Origin of the sequence: Capnocytophaga sp. oral taxon 336 str. F0502 (assembly GCF_000411575.1) — a bacterium.
Taxonomy (GTDB): domain Bacteria; phylum Bacteroidota; class Bacteroidia; order Flavobacteriales; family Flavobacteriaceae; genus Capnocytophaga; species Capnocytophaga ochracea.
In genome coordinates, this window is the sequence record NZ_KE150489.1 from 455,036 (window position 1) to 471,153 (window position 16,118).

General features: G+C 39.2%; 17 protein-coding genes and 3 tRNA genes. 8 read left to right on the forward strand and 12 right to left on the reverse strand.

Annotation, left to right across the window (positions count from 1 at the left end; translation table 11 throughout):
• Positions 1 to 8 precede the first annotated feature (8 nt).
• Positions 9 to 260 (reverse strand): type B 50S ribosomal protein L31, encoded by a 252-nt coding sequence (locus HMPREF1528_RS05360; protein ID WP_002671135.1) that lies wholly within the window; start codon positions 258 to 260, stop codon positions 9 to 11.
• An 870-nt stretch (positions 261 to 1,130) separates the two neighbouring features.
• On the opposite strand from HMPREF1528_RS05360, the gene HMPREF1528_RS05365 reads away from it, so the two are divergent.
• From HMPREF1528_RS05365 to HMPREF1528_RS05380, 4 genes are read left to right on the forward strand one after another with little or no spacing between them, the layout of a single operon-like run.
• Positions 1,131 to 2,174, forward strand: a complete 1,044-nt coding sequence (locus tag HMPREF1528_RS05365; RefSeq protein WP_009411730.1) for a VWA domain-containing protein — start codon at positions 1,131 to 1,133, stop codon at positions 2,172 to 2,174.
• Positions 2,175 to 2,234: 60 nt separating this feature from the next.
• On the forward strand, positions 2,235 to 3,125 hold the full coding sequence (locus HMPREF1528_RS05370; protein ID WP_016478950.1) for a tetratricopeptide repeat protein: 891 nt from the start codon (positions 2,235 to 2,237) through the stop codon (positions 3,123 to 3,125).
• Between the two features lie 47 nt (positions 3,126 to 3,172).
• The gene (locus tag HMPREF1528_RS05375) at positions 3,173 to 4,927 is read left to right on the forward strand and encodes a BatD family protein (protein ID WP_009751630.1); all 1,755 of its coding nucleotides are present in this window, start codon (positions 3,173 to 3,175) and stop codon (positions 4,925 to 4,927) included.
• Positions 4,928 to 4,931: 4 nt separating this feature from the next.
• Entirely contained in the window at positions 4,932 to 5,687 is a 756-nt protein-coding gene (locus HMPREF1528_RS05380) for a tetratricopeptide repeat protein (protein WP_002671140.1), read from the forward strand.
• Positions 5,688 to 5,753: 66 nt separating this feature from the next.
• On the opposite strand, the gene HMPREF1528_RS05385 is transcribed toward HMPREF1528_RS05380, so the two are convergent.
• The 3 genes from HMPREF1528_RS05385 to HMPREF1528_RS05395 all read right to left on the reverse strand — a co-directional run bounded on the left by HMPREF1528_RS05385 (position 5,754) and on the right by HMPREF1528_RS05395 (position 6,029).
• A tRNA-Leu gene (locus HMPREF1528_RS05385) sits at positions 5,754 to 5,837 on the reverse strand.
• 11 nt (positions 5,838 to 5,848) lie between these two features.
• Positions 5,849 to 5,921: transfer RNA gene (locus HMPREF1528_RS05390), tRNA-Lys, on the reverse strand.
• 35 nt (positions 5,922 to 5,956) lie between these two features.
• Positions 5,957 to 6,029 (reverse strand) — tRNA-Lys (locus HMPREF1528_RS05395).
• A gap of 139 nt (positions 6,030 to 6,168) precedes the next feature.
• On the opposite strand from HMPREF1528_RS05395, the gene HMPREF1528_RS05400 reads away from it, so the two are divergent.
• Positions 6,169 to 6,681 (forward strand): shikimate kinase, encoded by a 513-nt coding sequence (locus HMPREF1528_RS05400; protein ID WP_034567861.1) that lies wholly within the window; start codon positions 6,169 to 6,171, stop codon positions 6,679 to 6,681.
• A gap of 27 nt (positions 6,682 to 6,708) precedes the next feature.
• On the opposite strand, the gene HMPREF1528_RS11950 is transcribed toward HMPREF1528_RS05400, so the two are convergent.
• The 5 genes from HMPREF1528_RS11950 to HMPREF1528_RS05420 form a co-directional block, all read right to left on the reverse strand.
• Positions 6,709 to 7,356: an RluA family pseudouridine synthase gene (locus tag HMPREF1528_RS11950; RefSeq protein ID WP_051129439.1), complete on the reverse strand. Its 648-nt coding sequence runs from the start codon at positions 7,354 to 7,356 to the stop codon at positions 6,709 to 6,711.
• Positions 7,268 to 8,119, reverse strand: coding sequence for a YoaK family protein (locus HMPREF1528_RS05405; protein WP_009411724.1), 852 nt, complete (start codon positions 8,117 to 8,119; stop codon positions 7,268 to 7,270). The genes HMPREF1528_RS11950 and HMPREF1528_RS05405 overlap by 89 nt, the downstream gene beginning before the upstream one ends.
• Positions 8,119 to 8,937, reverse strand: coding sequence for a 3-methyl-2-oxobutanoate hydroxymethyltransferase (gene panB, locus HMPREF1528_RS05410; protein WP_009411723.1), 819 nt, complete (start codon positions 8,935 to 8,937; stop codon positions 8,119 to 8,121). Before panB ends, HMPREF1528_RS05405 begins: the two co-directional genes overlap by 1 nt.
• Positions 8,938 to 9,193: 256 nt before the next feature.
• The gene (folK, locus tag HMPREF1528_RS05415; RefSeq protein WP_016478953.1) at positions 9,194 to 10,321 is read right to left on the reverse strand and encodes a 2-amino-4-hydroxy-6-hydroxymethyldihydropteridine diphosphokinase; all 1,128 of its coding nucleotides are present in this window, start codon (positions 10,319 to 10,321) and stop codon (positions 9,194 to 9,196) included.
• 89 nt (positions 10,322 to 10,410) lie between these two features.
• Complete coding sequence (locus HMPREF1528_RS05420) at positions 10,411 to 11,364, reverse strand: phosphoribosylaminoimidazolesuccinocarboxamide synthase (protein ID WP_009420666.1); 954 nt, start codon at positions 11,362 to 11,364, stop codon at positions 10,411 to 10,413.
• 277 nt (positions 11,365 to 11,641) lie between these two features.
• Here HMPREF1528_RS05420 and HMPREF1528_RS12725 point away from each other — a divergent pair, with 277 nt between their 5' ends.
• On the forward strand, positions 11,642 to 11,788 hold the full coding sequence (locus HMPREF1528_RS12725) for a hypothetical protein (protein ID WP_198010003.1): 147 nt from the start codon (positions 11,642 to 11,644) through the stop codon (positions 11,786 to 11,788).
• A 191-nt stretch (positions 11,789 to 11,979) separates the two neighbouring features.
• Here HMPREF1528_RS12725 and HMPREF1528_RS05425 read toward each other — a convergent pair whose 3' ends face one another.
• Both HMPREF1528_RS05425 and HMPREF1528_RS05430 read right to left on the reverse strand, forming a co-directional pair.
• Positions 11,980 to 12,642 carry a TrmH family RNA methyltransferase gene (locus HMPREF1528_RS05425; RefSeq protein ID WP_016478954.1) on the reverse strand — a complete coding sequence of 221 codons (663 nt, stop codon included), beginning with the start codon at positions 12,640 to 12,642 and terminating at the stop codon, positions 11,980 to 11,982.
• Positions 12,639 to 13,148 carry a GNAT family N-acetyltransferase gene (locus tag HMPREF1528_RS05430; protein WP_016478955.1) on the reverse strand — a complete coding sequence of 170 codons (510 nt, stop codon included), beginning with the start codon at positions 13,146 to 13,148 and terminating at the stop codon, positions 12,639 to 12,641. Before HMPREF1528_RS05430 ends, HMPREF1528_RS05425 begins: the two co-directional genes overlap by 4 nt.
• A gap of 99 nt (positions 13,149 to 13,247) precedes the next feature.
• Here HMPREF1528_RS05430 and HMPREF1528_RS05435 point away from each other — a divergent pair, with 99 nt between their 5' ends.
• A complete protein-coding gene (locus tag HMPREF1528_RS05435; RefSeq protein ID WP_034567895.1) occupies positions 13,248 to 13,985 on the forward strand; it encodes an ABC transporter ATP-binding protein in 738 nt (245 codons plus the stop codon).
• A 49-nt stretch (positions 13,986 to 14,034) separates the two neighbouring features.
• Here the strand turns inward: HMPREF1528_RS05435 and HMPREF1528_RS05440 are convergent, their stop codons facing one another.
• The gene (locus HMPREF1528_RS05440; protein ID WP_016478957.1) at positions 14,035 to 15,357 is read right to left on the reverse strand and encodes a leucine-rich repeat domain-containing protein; all 1,323 of its coding nucleotides are present in this window, start codon (positions 15,355 to 15,357) and stop codon (positions 14,035 to 14,037) included.
• Positions 15,358 to 15,560: 203 nt separating this feature from the next.
• On the opposite strand from HMPREF1528_RS05440, the gene HMPREF1528_RS05445 reads away from it, so the two are divergent.
• Complete coding sequence (locus HMPREF1528_RS05445; protein WP_016478958.1) at positions 15,561 to 16,109, forward strand: tyrosine-protein phosphatase; 549 nt, start codon at positions 15,561 to 15,563, stop codon at positions 16,107 to 16,109.
• Positions 16,110 to 16,118: the final 9 nt, after the last annotated feature.

The following is a 16,118-nucleotide window of genomic DNA, read 5'->3' on the forward strand; positions in this document are numbered from 1 at the left end:
TTGCTATGTTATTTTTGGAACTTAGCGTATTTGTTTTTAAACTTATCAATACGTCCGGCTGTGTCGATAAGTTTAGATTTACCAGTGTAGTAAGGGTGCGAAGTGCGAGAAATCTCTAATTTTACTAATGGATACTCAACCCCTTCTACTTCAATAGTCTCTTTTGTTTCTACGGTAGACTTTGTGATGAAGATATCGTCGTTCGACATATCTTTGAAAGCCACCAAACGGTAAGATTCTGGGTGAATTTCTTTTTTCATTGCAATGCTAATTTTATTACGTAATTTTTTCAGGGCGCAAAGGTACAACTATTTTTCGAATTGACAAACTAAATAATTAAAATCTAAAACCTTAAAATATAATTCACTGATTATTAAACGCTCCAACAGCCTTTGTATAACAATCACCTAAGATTCATCAAAGTCTCAATTGTCGCTTTTGCATCGTATCTCCCCCTTTGAGGATAGCCAGCGAGAAGTTTTCACCACACCACCTCCACTTTTTCGTCACCACATTCCCCCTTTGAAGGGGGCTAGGGGGATGTTATCCCCTAGTGCCTATGGCCTAAGGCCTATCACCTCTTCCCTTTTCTTTCGCCTCGAAACCCCGTTTTTAACATTTTTAGTGCTATTGTATTATAGTATGAATCAACTACTTATACACCCTTTCTATACCAATCGTCCAAGATTCGTATAAGCTTCCTATAAGCTCTCTATAAGCTACCTCCACCCTCCTCATAGCCTTTTTTCACCAAAATCCCTCTCGACCCACTTCCGAACTATTCCGTTTCCTTCCGAAATCTCCAATGTGTTACTTTTTATAGCAAACATTTCCTCTCTCGTCACTACATTCCCCCTTTGAAGGGGGCTAGGGGATGTTTATACAATAATTATGGGATGTTTATACAACAATAATGACCGTCGTTTCTCCCCTAATACCTATGGCCTATGACCTAAGGCCTTACACCACCTCATTTTCTAATTTCCTAATTCTCTCATTTTCTAATTTTATAAATTATTTTGTATCTTTGCATCGTTTTGGCGCAGTATTTGATTAACAGCTATGAATTAAAAGTTAATAATAAAAGCCTTTGCGACTTTTAACTCTTAACTCTTATCTTTTAACTAATTATGATTCATATCGACGAAAAAATATATCTTTGGCTCATAGCGGTACTCATTCCGCTATTTATCATCTTTGCCCTTTCAATGCTTCGCAAACGTCGGTTGCAAAGACAATTTGCCTCCTCCCCTGCCCTTAGGCGTTTAGCTCCTGACCGTTCGCGATTCAAACTCTGGGTGAAATGGAGTGTCTTGGCAGTAGTGCTTGTGCTACTGAGCATCGCCCTAGCTAACCCCAAGATAGGTACAAAAATTGAAACCGTAAAACGCGAAGGGGTAGATATCGTCTTTGCCATTGATGTCTCTAAAAGTATGCTTGCCGAAGACGTAGCCCCCAATCGTTTGGAAAAGGCAAAACGCATCGCTTTCGAAACCATTAGTCAGCTAAAAGGCGACCGTGTAGGTATCGTAGCTTATGCAGCTAGCGCTTATCCTCAGCTCGCTCTCACTACCGACCATTCTGCCGCTAAGATGTTTCTACAAGGTATGAACACCGATATGCTTTCCTCTCAAGGAACTGCCATTCAGGAAGCAATACGTATGGCAAGCAACTATTTCGATGAGAATACTCCCACTGCACGCTTGCTCTTTATCCTCACCGATGGCGAAGACCACGAAATGGGTGCTACCGAAATCGCTACCGAAGCACAAGAAAAAGGAGTACATATCTACACCATAGGTATCGGCACCGAAAAAGGCGCTCCTATCCCTATCAAAGACGGAGGCGAACAAACGTATAAGCGCGACCGCAATGGCGAGGTGGTGATTACCAAACTCAACCGTGAGCTCTTGCAACAGATAGCCATCAATGCAGGAGGTGAATACCTCGACGGCGATAATACCCAAAAAGTAGTAAGCCAAATTAACAAGATATTAGACGGTACTGAAAAAAGTCAGTTCGATACCCAAAAGTTTGTAGATTTCAAAGACCAATTTCAGTGGTTTTTAGGCGGAGCTTTGCTCTTGCTCATCTTAGACCTCGCTATCTTTGAACGCAAAACCCAATGGGTAAAGAAATTGAATCTATTCAACGAAAAAGAAAAAGACAAATAGTGCGTCCCGAACTTTGCCAAAGTTTGAAACTTTGGCAAAGTTGAAAACAAACAATCTACTATGAAAAACGTTCTATACATAACATTATCCTTACTATCCCTCTCTGCTTTTGCACAAACCAAAGCCGAAAAAGAGGCACAAAAAGCAATTGCTAACTCTAAAAAATATACGTACGAGGGCAACACCGCTCTCAAAGGCGATAAACCTGTACAAGCCGAAGTAGAATATCGCAAAGCAATAGCTGAAGATAAAAACAACGCTACTGCACAGTATAATCTCGGTACGATGTACTATCAACAAAAGAGTTACGACGAGGCTTTCTCCCGACTTAAAAACGCCTCAACCTCCGATAAGATAACCGAAGAAGAAAAACACAAGGCTTTCCACAATTTAGGCAATGCCTTTATGAAGAACAAAGAGTACGAAAAGGCAGTGCTCTCTTATAAAGAAGCTTTGCGTCATAATTCTAAAGATGAAGAAACCCGTTACAATTTGGCAGTAGCCAAAGAAATGCTTAAACAAAACCCTCCTCCACCTCAAAACAACAAAAACAATAAAGATAAAAACAACCAACAAAACCAAAACAATCAACAGAACCAGCAAAATCAGAATAATCAGAATAATCAACAGAACCAAAATAACCAGAATAAAAACCAAGATAACAAGAATAATCAGGACAACAAAGACAATAAAGATAATAAAAAAGATCAAGGCGATAAACAGGATAAAAACAAAGATAAGGGCGACGACCAGAAAGACCCTAACCAAAACAACCAGCAGAATAAAAACCAAAGCGGACAAGGACAAGGTGAGCAACGTCCCTCTTCTCTTTCGCCACAACAAATGGAGCGTATCTTGGAGGCAATGAACAACGAAGAGCGCAAAACCCAAGAGAAAATTAACGCTCAAAAAGTAAAAGGTCAACGCGCTAAAACTGAAAAAGATTGGTAGTAGTAGGGGCGAATGGCTATTCGCCCTTTTAATAAGTAAAAGCTAAAATGAAATACAAGATAATATTCTTTATAACTTTCTTAATCCAAAGTCTCTATGCACAACAAGTAGAGTTCAAAGCCGAAGTGAGTAAAAATCAATTAGGGGCTAACGAACGCTTGCGCATAGAGTTCTCTATGAATAAAGATGGCGATAACTTTACTCCGCCTAACTTTCACGGTTTTACCATAGTAATGGGACCTTCGCAATCGGTTTCAAGATCGTGGATTAATGGAGTAAGTAGTTTCTCCAAAACTTATATTTACATTCTCCAACCTACTGCCAAAGGTAAGTTTACCATAGGACAAGCAAGTATAGAAATTGACGGTAGAACATATAAAACAAACCCCATAGCTATCACTGTTACCGAGGCGGTAAAAACTCCCTCAATAGACAGAAATACTAACGATATCGCACGTGAAAACCTATTCCTTCTTGCCGAAGTTTCAAAGCCCAACCCATACCTTAACGAAGCTGTAAGTGTGGTATATCGGCTTTATGTAGGAGGAGAAATATCTCTTAGTAACCTGCGTTTGTTAGATGTACCAAAATACCCTAACTTCTGGAGTCAAGATATACGTCTGCAAAATTATGAGGTAGAAAATTGCTCTTATCAAGGTCGTTCCTACCGTTGTATTGTAGTAAAAAGAATAGTGCTTTACCCTCAAAAAACAGGTGCTATCACTCTCGAGCCTCTGTCTGTAGAAGCTATTATCAATGCTCCTACAGGACAACGAGACTTCTTTGGACGCCCTTTCTATGAAGAAATATCACGCAAAGTAAGCTCTGGTAGTCGTGTTTTAAACATAAAACCCTTACCTGAGGAAGGAAAACCCGAAAACTTCTCAGGAGCAGTCGGTAACTTCTCTTTTTCTGTAAATGCTACTAAACAAACACTCAAAGCTAATGAAAGTACTCAACTAAAAATAGAAGTATCAGGTAATGGCAATTTTAAACTGTTTGATTTACCTAAGCCTACTTTCCCATCATCGTTAGAAGTGTATGCTCCCGAACAAAAAGAAGACATCAACACTTCTCTTAACGGAATGAAAGGACGCTTAGAACAAACCTATACTATCGTTCCTGAATACAAAGGAAAATATCCTATTTCAGGACTCTCATTCTCGTATTTCAACCCTAATACTCAGAAATATGAAACTGTAAAAACCGAAGATATTTGGATAGATGTAACCGAAGGTCCTACAGCCGAAAACCAGCCTAATGACACGGCTAATAGTAATAACATTCCTCTAAAACCAGAAGGTCTTCAAACCAATGCCGACCTTCAGCCAATGCACCAACCCGTATTCTTTGGTTCTACAGCTTACTATTTATGGCTGTTCTTGCCTTTGCTTCTTATCCCTATTGTACTTATCTGGTGGCATATCAAAATGCAAAGAGCCGGAGATATCGAAGGTAATAAAGTAAGAGTAGCCAATAGATTAGCGAAGAAATATCTGGGAGAAGCCAAACGTAAATTAGGTGATAAAGGTACCTTCTATGAAGCGTTAGAACGCGCCTTGCACAATTACTTAAAAGCCAAATTAAAAATTGAAACAGCTGAAATGAGCAAAGATAAAATCACTGAACTATTGCTCAGCCGAAAAGCTACTGAAGCTACCGTAGCTCAGTTTATGGCATTACTCGCTAATTGCGAAATGGCACGCTACTCTCAGCATCACACCGATGCTTCTATGGAAAAAGATTTTAGCGAGGCAGTACAAGTAATCTCTGCCCTCGACAAACAAGTGAAAAACAAGTAATAAAATGAAAAACAACATCATCATATCACTTTTGCTGTTGCTCTCTTTCTCTGTTTTCTCTCAAACTAACGAAAATCCTTTCGAGAAAGCAACCCAATATTACGACCAAGGAGAGTACCAAAATGCAATTGACCAATACAAATCAATTTTGAAGTCTGGTAAAGAATCATCAGCTTTGTATTATAATTTAGCAAATACTTATTACAAACTGAATCACGTGCCTGAAAGTATCTATTATTATGAGAAAGCGCTCCAGCTAAACCCCAAAAACCAACAGGCTAAAAACGGACTCCTATTGGCAAACCAAATGAAGGTAGATGCTATTACACCCCTACCTAAAACCTGGTTACGCCAGCTCTCCGATGCTATTACAGGTTTGTTTAGCTTGCAAACGTGGGCAGTGCTCTCTATAATAGGAGTAATGGTATTTGTATTGAGTTTCTTTTGTTACTACTTTTTAGAACAAACTGCCCTCAAACGGCTCTTTTTCACCTTGATGTTCATATCAGTAGCAGTAGCGGTAGGTACTTATTTCATCGCTGATTTTCACAAAAGGCAAGTAGACGGTGAAAAATACGCCATCTTATTTGATAAAACGGTACGGGTATTTTCTGAAGCCAATTCTTATAGCAATGAAGTAGTACAGCTTCACGAAGGTACTAAAGTAGAAATTATAGAAAAGAACAATGACTGGATAAAAATTCGTTTAGCTAATGGAAAAATAGGGTGGACTAAAGAAAGTGCTTTAAAAGTATTATAATTAAAAAAATATAAATATAGACAATAAAAAAGACTACTTTATCAATAAAGTAGTCTTATCTTTTTGTGCCTACGACTGGATTCGAACCAGCACGCCCTAACGAGCACCACCCCCTCAAGATGGCGAGTCTACCAATTTCTCCACGTAGGCTTACGTGTTTGTGACCTGGCTGGGGCTCGAACCCAGGACCCCAACATTAAAAGTGTTGTGCTCTACCAACTGAGCTACCAAGTCCCTTAAAAATAAAAAAACAAATTGTATAACCCTTGTGACCCGGCAGGGGATCGAACCCTGGACCCCAACATTAAGAGTGTCGTGCTCTACCAGCTGAGCTACCGAGTCATTATAACAATTCAGTGTCTTTATTGTTTTGCGGGTGCAAAGATATAACAAATTTCTTATGTAACAAGAAAAAAAGTATTATTTTTGCAGTTTATTTTTAGCATTACATTTCAAACATCTATTATACAATACCTTATATATGAAAATAATTTTACTTGGCTATATGGGAAGCGGTAAAACTACTCTTGGACAAGCTATAGCTCACCTTAAAAACATTCCTTTTATTGACCTTGATTCTTATATTGCTGAAGGTGAAAACCTATCAGTACAAGAGATTTTCCGTAGTAAAGGAGAGATTTATTTCCGAAAAAAAGAAACTCTTTATTTAAAGGAGTTATTACAAAAAGAAGAAGACTTTATATTATCCTTAGGAGGGGGAACACCGTGCTTTGGCAATAATATGGCTTTAATAAAAGAAGCTACTTCTTTATCTATTTATCTAAAATACCAACCTAAAATCTTAGCCAAACGTCTTATTAAAGAAAAACCGCATCGCCCTCTACTCTCTGAAATTAATGATGCTGATTTAGAGGATTTCATTCGCAAACATCTGTTTGAACGCAACCCTTTTTATATGCAAGCTAACTATATTATCTCTATGGATAATCTTACTGAAGAAGAAAGTATAAATGAAATTGTAAAAATTCTATAACTCTAAGCTATACGAATTAGCAATTAACTACAAGAAAGAGAAAGGGGCTTCTGCAATAATCTTAATAGGTTCTTTCTTTACAGGGTGAACAAAGCTTAGGCTATAAGCGTGAAGACAGATACCACCATCGGGATTGGAACGTTTAGCACCGTACTTTAGGTCTCCTTTGATGTGCAATCCTATGGCAGCTAATTGCGCTCTTATCTGGTGATGACGCCCCGTAATAAGGTCGATTTCTAATAGGTAATAACGTTCATACGATTTCAATAACTTATAATGCAATACAGCTTTCTTGCTTTGCTGTATTTCTTTATTATATGCTACTGACTTGTTTTGTTTTTCATTACGTACCAACCAATGGGTAAGTGTATCTTCCTCGACAGGAGGTCTTGCATCTACCAACGCCCAATAGATTTTCTGTACTTCCTGCTTGTTAGCAAACATCGTATTGAAGCGTGCGAGAGCTTTAGAGGTTTTAGCAAAGAGCACCACTCCCGTAGTAGGACGATCTAAGCGATGTACTACCCCAAGGAATACTTCCCCAGGTTTGTTATATTTTTGTTTAAGATATTGTCTGACAATATCGCTAAGCGGAGTGTCCCCCGTCTTGTCGCCCTGAACTATGTCGCCTACTCGCTTGTTTACGGCGATAACGTGATTGTCTTCGTAAAGCACGTCTACGTTTTCGGCGTTTGTGATAAGTTTCATAATGTCGTTTATTAGTGAAATAGAAAAAGCGCATTCCGTCGTAGAAAAGTCCTAAGAGAAGAATGGCTACCGAAATGAGCAGAGTATATATTGAAAAACCTCGTTCAATATAAAAATACCCCGCACTAAATCCTCCTAGAAAGAAGAACGCAATGATAAAAAGTCGCAGACGAATGGTGTTTCGCAAATGCGTGTGTTGCTGCTCGTAGTGATTACGATTAAGGTAAATTCTTTGGGCGAGTTCGATACCTAAATCGGTGAAAAGACCTGTAAGGTGGGTAGTACGCACTACCGAGTTAGAGATTTTAGTCACAAAAGCATTCTGCAAGCCCATTGCAAAGAGCAAGATACAAGCAGTAACATCGGAGGGAATATCATTGGAAGAAAAAGCGTGTAACCCTACTACCGATAACAAAGCCAAACACTCCAAGAGTGTAGGCTTGAGATACTTGTTCTGGGTACGATGATAATTAGCATTCTCGATGAGTAAGCCCGAAGTGAAGGAACCTATGAGGAAAGCAAAGATGTAGAGAAAGTAAATGAGCCCTTTCCAAAACTCAGCTACCGACACATCATAGATAAAATATGCAAAATGTCCCGTAACATTGGTGGTAAGTTTACCCACAAACAAAAAGCCGGTAACGTTCACCATTCCTGCAACGAATGAGAGCACTACGGCTATTTGTAGATTGTGTTTGGCGGTACGTTTTTTACCTTGATGACGGAACATTAATACTGTTCTTTTTCGTTAGGAAAATCGACGCTTTTTACGTCTTCGATGTAATGCGATACGGCATTAGTAATCACTTCTTGTAAATTGGCATATTTGCGCAGGAAACGAGGTTGGAATTCATTGCTCATACCGAGCATATCCTGCATCACCAATACTTGCCCATCTACTGCACTACCAGCCCCAATCCCTATAATGGGAATATGCACACTTTTGGCTACTTCTTCAGCCAATGTAGCAGGTATTTTCTCTAATACAATAGCAAAACAACCCAATTGTTCTAATAACTTAGCATCTTCTTTGAGTTTTTGAGCTTCAGCTTCTTCTTTAGCACGCAAAGCAAATGAACCAAACTGGTGAATAGATTGAGGAGTGAGCCCCAAGTGCCCCATTACTGGAATACCCGCATTTACAATGCGCTTGATGCTCTCGGCTTCCTCCTTACCTCCCTCCAATTTAATTGCGTGAGCCCCACTTTCTTTCATTATTCTAATAGCTGAGCGCAACGCCTTTTTAGGGTCGGATTGGTAAGTACCAAAAGGCAAATCTACCACTATAAGGGCGCGATTCACCCCACGTACTACTGATGAGGCGTGATAAATCATTTGATCTAAGGTGATAGGGAGGGTAGTTTCGTGACCTGCCATTACATTACTAGCGGAGTCACCTACCAATAGCACATCGATACCGGCACTATCTAATAGTTTAGCAAATGTATAATCGTAGGCGGTAAGCATCGAAATCTTTTCGCCATTGGCTTTCATCTCTACTACCGATTTGGTAGTTACTCGTTTGTATTCTTTTCTAACTGCTGACATTTTGTTGTAGTTTAAAAATCGGGGGCAAAGATACGAATAATTGACAAATTAGCTAATTTGTGAATTAGCTAATTAGGAGAAATAGTATTTTGTCTACTCTTTTATAAACTATCCAATTGCTATAAACCATATTGTGTTTCTTTTCATTTGGATACTTATAATGTATAGAAAACCATATTTTTAGAGTGGATTTATCAAAATAAAAGTTATTCAACTTTGCCAAAATTTAAAACTTTAGCAAAGTGTATACTGAAAATTAATTCTCGCGTATCTTTTCTATAATATACTCGTAATGAGTGTAGTGTTTTACAAAATCGAGGTCGGTTACATCAATGATAAGAGAATTCATAGCGGTATTCTTCTGTATGAAATCTAAATAGCCATAGTGTATCTTTTTGAGATAATCGGGGGAGATGTTTTGCTCATATGTTCTACCGCGCTTCTTGATGTTCTCAATAAGACGGTCGGTATTTTGATAAAGGAATACATACAAATCGGGTTTAATGATTTGGCTATAAAGAATGTAAAAAAGCTTACGGTACAACACAAATTCATCATCGGTAAGAGTTACCTTAGAAAAGATGAGTGATTTGAAGATATCATAATCGGAGACGACGAACTCCTTGAACAAGTCCATTTGTGCTAACTGTTCACACATTTGCTGGTAGCGTTCGGTAAGGAACGACATCTCCAACGTAAAACCGTATTGTTTGGGGTTCTCGTAGAATTTAGGCAAAAAAGGATTATCAGAAAACTGCTCTAAGATGAGCTTTGCATTGAAGTCTTCGGCTATTTTAGTCGCCAAAGTGGTCTTTCCAGAACCTATATTCCCCTCAATAGCAATGTACTTATAATTCAAGAAAGGTGATTTTTGTGCAGGAAACGACAGCTGGTCGGTAAGACGTTGCACAGGTGAAGTATCATCGGTAGTGCGGAGAAGTTCGGCAACCGTTTTTTTGAGTACAGGGTGTACTTTGAGGTCGTCGATATTTGCTAAAGGTTTCAGCACAAACTTACGGCGGTGCAAAAGAGGATGAGGTACGGTAAGCACTTCGGTATTAATAACTCTATCGTCGTAGAAAAGAATATCGAGGTCGATAGTGCGTGATTGGTAGCCTTTGGACTGAGGCATACGCTCTCGCCCGAGTTCTTGTTCTATTTGCAAGAGCTGTACTAATACTTCCTCAGGTGATAGAAAGGTACGACATAGCAAGCAGGTGTTCAGGAAAGCTTCCCCCGAAAAACCCCACGAGGGTGTTTCGTAAACAGGGGCTATATCGACAATAGTACCCACCCGCATCGCAATGCCTTCAATGGCTTGTTGCAGGTAGGCTTTACGATTTCCTAAGTTACTTCCTAATGATATGTAGACATCGTGGTTCAATTAACAATTGACAATTGACAATTAACAATTAACGAGCGCTATTCAACTTTGGCAAAGTATAGGGCGCAAAAGCGACCTTTTTTCATTGATTATTGATTCTGCAAAAATCGCATTATGTTGTCGTAGATGCGGTTCTCTATATCGGAAGTATCGGCGGGGAGGAATTTCTCGCCCATAATATTCTCGTAGAGCTCTATATAACGCTCAGAAACGGATTGTACATACTTATCAGTCATCGTAGGTACCTTTTGTCCTTTTTCACCTTGAAAGCCCTTCGAAATGAGCCACTGCCGTACGAACTCCTTGGAAAGCTGTATTTGGGGCTCACCGTTTTCTTGTCGTTCGTCATAGCCTTCTTTATAGAAATAACGAGAGGAATCGGGGGTATGAATTTCGTCGATGAGCACTATTTCGCCATCGCGAGTTTTACCGAATTCGTATTTAGTATCTACCAAGATGAGTCCGTGTTTAGAGGCGATTTCAGTACCGCGAGCAAAGAGTGCGTAGGTGTATTTTTCCATCAATCGATAGTCTTCCTCGCTTACAATTCCTTTGCGGATGAGGTCTTCACGGGAAATATCTTCGTCGTGCAAGCCTTGTTCGGCTTTGGTAGCCGGAGTAATAATGGGGTGTTGTGGGAACATATCGAACTCTCGCAAGCCTTCTGGCAAGGGGACGCCCGATAGTTTGCGCACGCCATTTTTGTAGAGACGAGCCGAGTGCCCTGCAAGATAACCGCGAATGACCATTTCCACTTTTAGTGGTTCGCACACTTGACCAATAGAAACATTGGGGTCAGGAGAAGCAATAAGCCAGTTAGGTACAATATCTTCGGTTTGTTGCAAGAAACTTACAGCCATTTGATTTAATATCTGACCTTTGTAAGGAATACCTTTGGGTAGAATGGTATCGAAAGCCGAAATACGGTCGGTAGCAATCATAATGAGGGTATCATCTTTAAGTTGATACACATCACGCACTTTCCCTCTGTAAACGGTTTTTTGTTTAGGGAATTTAAAGTTTGTTTTTGTTATAGTATTCATTTCTGTAAATGGTTAAAAATCTCTTCTCGGTGCAAAGGTACAAAATAATTACAAATTACGGATTACGAATTGTGAAAAAAATGAGTGAAGAAATTGTAATACCTTAAATACCAGAAATACCAAATAAAGATTAGAAAATTAGCAAATTTGAAAATTAGAAAATGGGAAGTGTTGTTAATGGTTAATGGTTAATGGTGAAATTGGAGGAGGATTATACAAAGCTTATGGGATAATCGAACGATGAGTAGTTTTTCAGTGGGTCTACAGTGGCTCTACAGTGGCTCTACAGTGGCTCTACAGTGGCTCTACAGTGGCTCTACAGTGGCTCTACAACGAACAAAAGACGAACAAAAGACGAACAAAAGACGAAGGAATGACGAACCGAAAACGAACCTATGATGAAGGTAAAGCGAATCTAAGATAGAGATAAAAAGAAGGTTATTAGTGGAGTTCAACTTTGGCAATGTTTGAAACTTTGGCAAAGTTCATACAAAAGACGGTGCAAGCCGGACGGGCAGTCGTAGCAGGGCAGGCAAGTAGGAAAAGAATGAACAAAGAAATGATGAAGATTTCTTGTAGTTAATGCGAAGATAGGAGGAAGTTTATTGAAGATTTTTATTTTTGAGCGGTGAGTTCTTCGTAGCGTTTTAGCACATCTTTTACGTTGCGAATGGATTTCTTTGCCCAATTGATAAGAGTGTTGAGGCGTTCTTCGTCGGTGAGTTGCCAAGCTACTTGGCTACGGCGGAGTTTATCAGTAAGCTGTTGCAGGACAATGGCTACCGCTACCGAGATATTCAAACTTTCGGTAAAACCTACCATTGGAATTTTTAAATATGTATCAGCTTGTGAGAGTACTTGCTGGGAGAGCCCTTCTTTTTCTGTACCAAAGAAGAAAGCACTCTTTTTACTAATATCGAAGTCGTTGAGGAAATAAGCGTCTTTGTGTGGGGTTGTTGCCACAATTTGGTAACCTTGGGCACGGAGGGTATCGATACAACTTTGGGTGTCGTTATAGCGGAAGACGTCTACCCATTTTTGAGCACCCATTGCTATTTTGGCATCGAGGCGTTTGCCAAATCGTCCTTCTATGCTGTGTGCTTGTTGTACGCCAAAGACTTCGCAAGTGCGCACTACGGCACTGGTGTTATGCATTTGGAATACATCTTCCATCGCTACCGTAAAGTGATTGGTACGCGCGCTTATTACCTGTAAAAAACGTTCCTTGCGTTCTTCGGTAATAAAATGTTCTAAATAGGTGAGTAATTCTTGATTCATAGTTTTTTCTCAAAGGCTTTGCGGGGAGTACCTCTGAAAGTAACTTCACCGCAGTACTTATAGCCTAATTTTTCGAATAGGTGTAACATCGGGGCATTATCGAAATTAGTATCGGCTCGCAAAGAAGGAATGCCTTTATTGTGAGCTATTTCTTCTATCTTTTGAAGAAGAAACTTTGCTAAGCCACGCCCCAAATGGTCAGGCGAAATTGCTACGCGATGAAATACCATAAAGTCGGCATTGGTAAGCCATTTGCCCTTGATAGCCTCATAAGCAGGTTCGTTGTTGATGAGGAGAGCAGCATAGCCTAATATTTCGTTGCCTTCCGTGAGTACATAGCCATATTGATGGGCGATATCGTTAGCTATAACCTCTTCATTAGGGTAGCCGTCTTGCCACTGGTTACTGCCATCGGCTTTGCGACGCTCAATAGCAGCAGATAGGATTGCCCAAATAGCAGGAGTATCCTGAGGCATTGCTATTCTAAGCGTTACATTTTCGTTCATTGTGTTACTTGTTACCTATTAAAACCCTGCAAATGTACAAAAAACTTTGCTAATTGCAATATTTTGACTAACTTGCCCCGCTTTTTAGCTTTTGAGAATATGAGTACACCCCCCAATGCCATTGAGGTAACCCACCTCAGCAAACAATATAAAGAAGCCAGTAGCCTTTCCTTGAACGATGTGACGTTTAAGGTGAGAAGAGGAGAAATTTATGGCATTTTAGGACCTAATGGAGCAGGAAAAACTACCCTGATGTCTATTCTTTTTGGGAGTATCAAACCTACGATGGGGAGTTTTTCTATTGTAGGACTTACTTATAAAGATACAAGCCTTAGGTATAAAATAGGGGTGGTTCCGCAAGAATACGCTTTGTATCCTACGCTTACCGCTCGCGAAAACTTGCATTATTTCGGTAGCCTGTATGGACTCAAAGGCAAACAACTAAAAGCACTCACTGACGAAGCTCTTGAACGAGTAGCCTTAGCCTCAGTTGCCAATAAGAAGATTGCTCATTTTTCGGGGGGAATGAAACGCCGTATCAACTTGGTGGCGGGTATATTGCACAGCCCTGAGGTGCTTTTCTTAGACGAACCTACAGTGGGGGTGGATGTGCAGTCCAAAAATATTATTATCGATTATTTAAAGGAATTGAACAGAGGAGGTATGTCGATACTTTACACCTCCCATCATTTACAAGAGGCACAGGATTTTTGTGACCGTGTAGGTATTTTAAACGAAGGACAATTGCTAAAAGAAGACACACCTCAAAACCTTATTACCGAAGTGCAAGCATTTAATTTGGAAGAAGCGTTTATTCAGGTAACAGGTAAAAGATAAAAAGGTAATAAAAAAAGCTACCGAATTGGTAGCTTTTTTTGTTTATATCTTATTTGATAAAATCTTTGTATTGAGGGTTTAATATTTTATATTCCTCTACTTTCCCGGAAGGGACATAAATGTTGCGCAAGAGTGTTTGATTAAATGCCATAATGCCTATACTAAAAGCATTAGGGTTACGTATGATTACGGTATGCAAGTTATCACACTTTGCAAAGGCATTATTCACTATATTGTTTACTGTTTCAGGAAGTATAACACTTGTAAGTCTATTACAACCTGTGAAAGCTCTTGCTTCAATAGTAGTAACGCTCGAAGGAATATCTACATTTTGTAGATGAGTACAATTAGCAAAGGTTTGCGTTTTTATTTTTGTAATCTCTCTTCTTATATTCTCATTCGATACTTCTACACTTGTCAATTTAGTACATAGATAGAAAGCCTTAGCCCCTATATCTTTTACTTTATCCCCAATGACGAAAGTTCTCAACTGGTATGTGAGTTTATTTACTTCTGCGTTAAAAGCATTGTCAGCTATGATTTCTACATCTTTTAGCTTAGGGTCAGTATTCATATCGATAAAAAGTGTTTTCTCATTTTTCCATTTTAGCAATATTTTTCCGTCAGTGCTAAGTTCATAGTCTGTGTCACTCATTTGTTGAGCGGTAAGAGAAATACCGGTAGAAGGCCAACCTGTATTGGTTTTAGGTCCATAGAATATTTTAGCTTCAGTATCGATATAGTAATCACCTTCTACTCCTTGGCTCACAGGTTTGCCTTGTCCTGAATATATTTTAGAGCCATCTTTACCGGGAAGTCCTTGTGCTCCTGTAGCACCCGTAGCACCAGTTTCTCCTTTGTCTCCTTGAGCCTTTATATGAGTATCTTGATTTCCTATAAACCAATTACCATTGTATCCTATATGAGGCGTAAGACCATCTTGACCGTTTTGACCATTAGTGCCATTAGTACCATCAGTACCCTTTTCTCCTTGGGCTTTAATATGAGTATTCGTTTCACCTATATACCAAAAGCCATTCTTTATTTGAGGTACAGGGGCATCTTTCCCGTCTTGACCGTTGGTACCATTAGCACCATCAGCTCCCGCATCACCTTTTAAGCCTTTTAAAGAAATAGGAGTTCCCCAGCCTTTTGCTGTTTTAGCTCCATAAAGATTGGCTGTAGATAGGTCGAGATAATAATCGCCTATCGTTCCTTGAGAAGCATCAGGCACGCCTATTCCTGAGAGGATTAAGTTGCCACGCTCACCGCGTTCTCCTTTAATTTCTACACGTTCTGTGTCGGTTTTGGTACATTGTACAAACACAAGACCAAGGCAACTTAATATTGCCATAAATAAGAATCTTTTCATACAAATTACTCTTCGATTAGCAGATAATATTAAAAATCGGGCGCAAAGGTACAAAATAAGAAAATACAACAATGCTTTTTTAACAATTAAAATGTTTATATTGCAATTATTTTATGCAATATAGTTTGCATATCTGCTATAATAATAGTATGTTTGCCTCCTGATTTTAAGCACTTAACAGATTCTATAAAAACATTACTTTTATGAAGAAAAATCTAATACTTTACCTTCTATTATTCTCTTTTATCTCATTATGGGGGCAACAAAAAGCTTCTCTTATTCACGCAGATGCTAACTTGTATAAGGTAGACAGTCTGCTTTACAGAAGTGAACAATTAGTAAATGAAGACAAGAAGGTTATCAAAAAGATACCTATTAAAACTATCATCAATCTGCGCTACTTTACACGTTCAGGAGACAAGAAGATTTTCCACGCCTCTGAAGGCATCAAGCTTATCAATCATCCGTTACTTACTTGGCGTATCAAAGCTCCTGAAATAGCAAGTGTACTAAAACTAATTCGCAAACATCAAAACGAAGGAGCGGTACTTATTCACTGTTATCACGGTGCTGATCGTACAGGTATTATGGTAGCAATGTATAGAATTATCTATGAAGATTGGAGTATAGCCGATGCTAAAAAAGAGATGCTCAATGGACCTTACGGCTATCACAGTGTCTGGAAAAACTTAGAAGCCTTGTTTACCGAAAGTACTGTTGCCGAAGTACGTAAGCACTTAGGAATAAAATAGAAAATAAAA

Coding starts and splice junctions, on each gene's coding strand:
- panB (WP_009411723.1), bottom strand. CDS start 8,937: ATGTCAGCAGTTAGAAAAGAATACAAACGAGTAACTACCAAATCGGTA.
- HMPREF1528_RS05420 (WP_009420666.1), bottom strand. CDS start 11,364: ATGAATACTATAACAAAAACAAACTTTAAATTCCCTAAACAAAAAACC.
- HMPREF1528_RS05405 (WP_009411724.1), bottom strand. CDS start 8,119: ATGTTCCGTCATCAAGGTAAAAAACGTACCGCCAAACACAATCTACAA.
- HMPREF1528_RS05400 (WP_034567861.1), top strand. CDS start 6,169: ATGAAAATAATTTTACTTGGCTATATGGGAAGCGGTAAAACTACTCTT.
- HMPREF1528_RS05445 (WP_016478958.1), top strand. CDS start 15,561: ATGAAGAAAAATCTAATACTTTACCTTCTATTATTCTCTTTTATCTCA.
- HMPREF1528_RS05430 (WP_016478955.1), bottom strand. CDS start 13,148: ATGAACGAAAATGTAACGCTTAGAATAGCAATGCCTCAGGATACTCCT.
- HMPREF1528_RS05370 (WP_016478950.1), top strand. CDS start 2,235: ATGAAAAACGTTCTATACATAACATTATCCTTACTATCCCTCTCTGCT.
- HMPREF1528_RS05425 (WP_016478954.1), bottom strand. CDS start 12,642: ATGAATCAAGAATTACTCACCTATTTAGAACATTTTATTACCGAAGAA.
- HMPREF1528_RS05375 (WP_009751630.1), top strand. CDS start 3,173: ATGAAATACAAGATAATATTCTTTATAACTTTCTTAATCCAAAGTCTC.
- HMPREF1528_RS05380 (WP_002671140.1), top strand. CDS start 4,932: ATGAAAAACAACATCATCATATCACTTTTGCTGTTGCTCTCTTTCTCT.
- HMPREF1528_RS05365 (WP_009411730.1), top strand. CDS start 1,131: ATGATTCATATCGACGAAAAAATATATCTTTGGCTCATAGCGGTACTC.
- HMPREF1528_RS05435 (WP_034567895.1), top strand. CDS start 13,248: ATGAGTACACCCCCCAATGCCATTGAGGTAACCCACCTCAGCAAACAA.
- HMPREF1528_RS05360 (WP_002671135.1), bottom strand. CDS start 260: ATGAAAAAAGAAATTCACCCAGAATCTTACCGTTTGGTGGCTTTCAAA.
- HMPREF1528_RS05440 (WP_016478957.1), bottom strand. CDS start 15,357: ATGAAAAGATTCTTATTTATGGCAATATTAAGTTGCCTTGGTCTTGTG.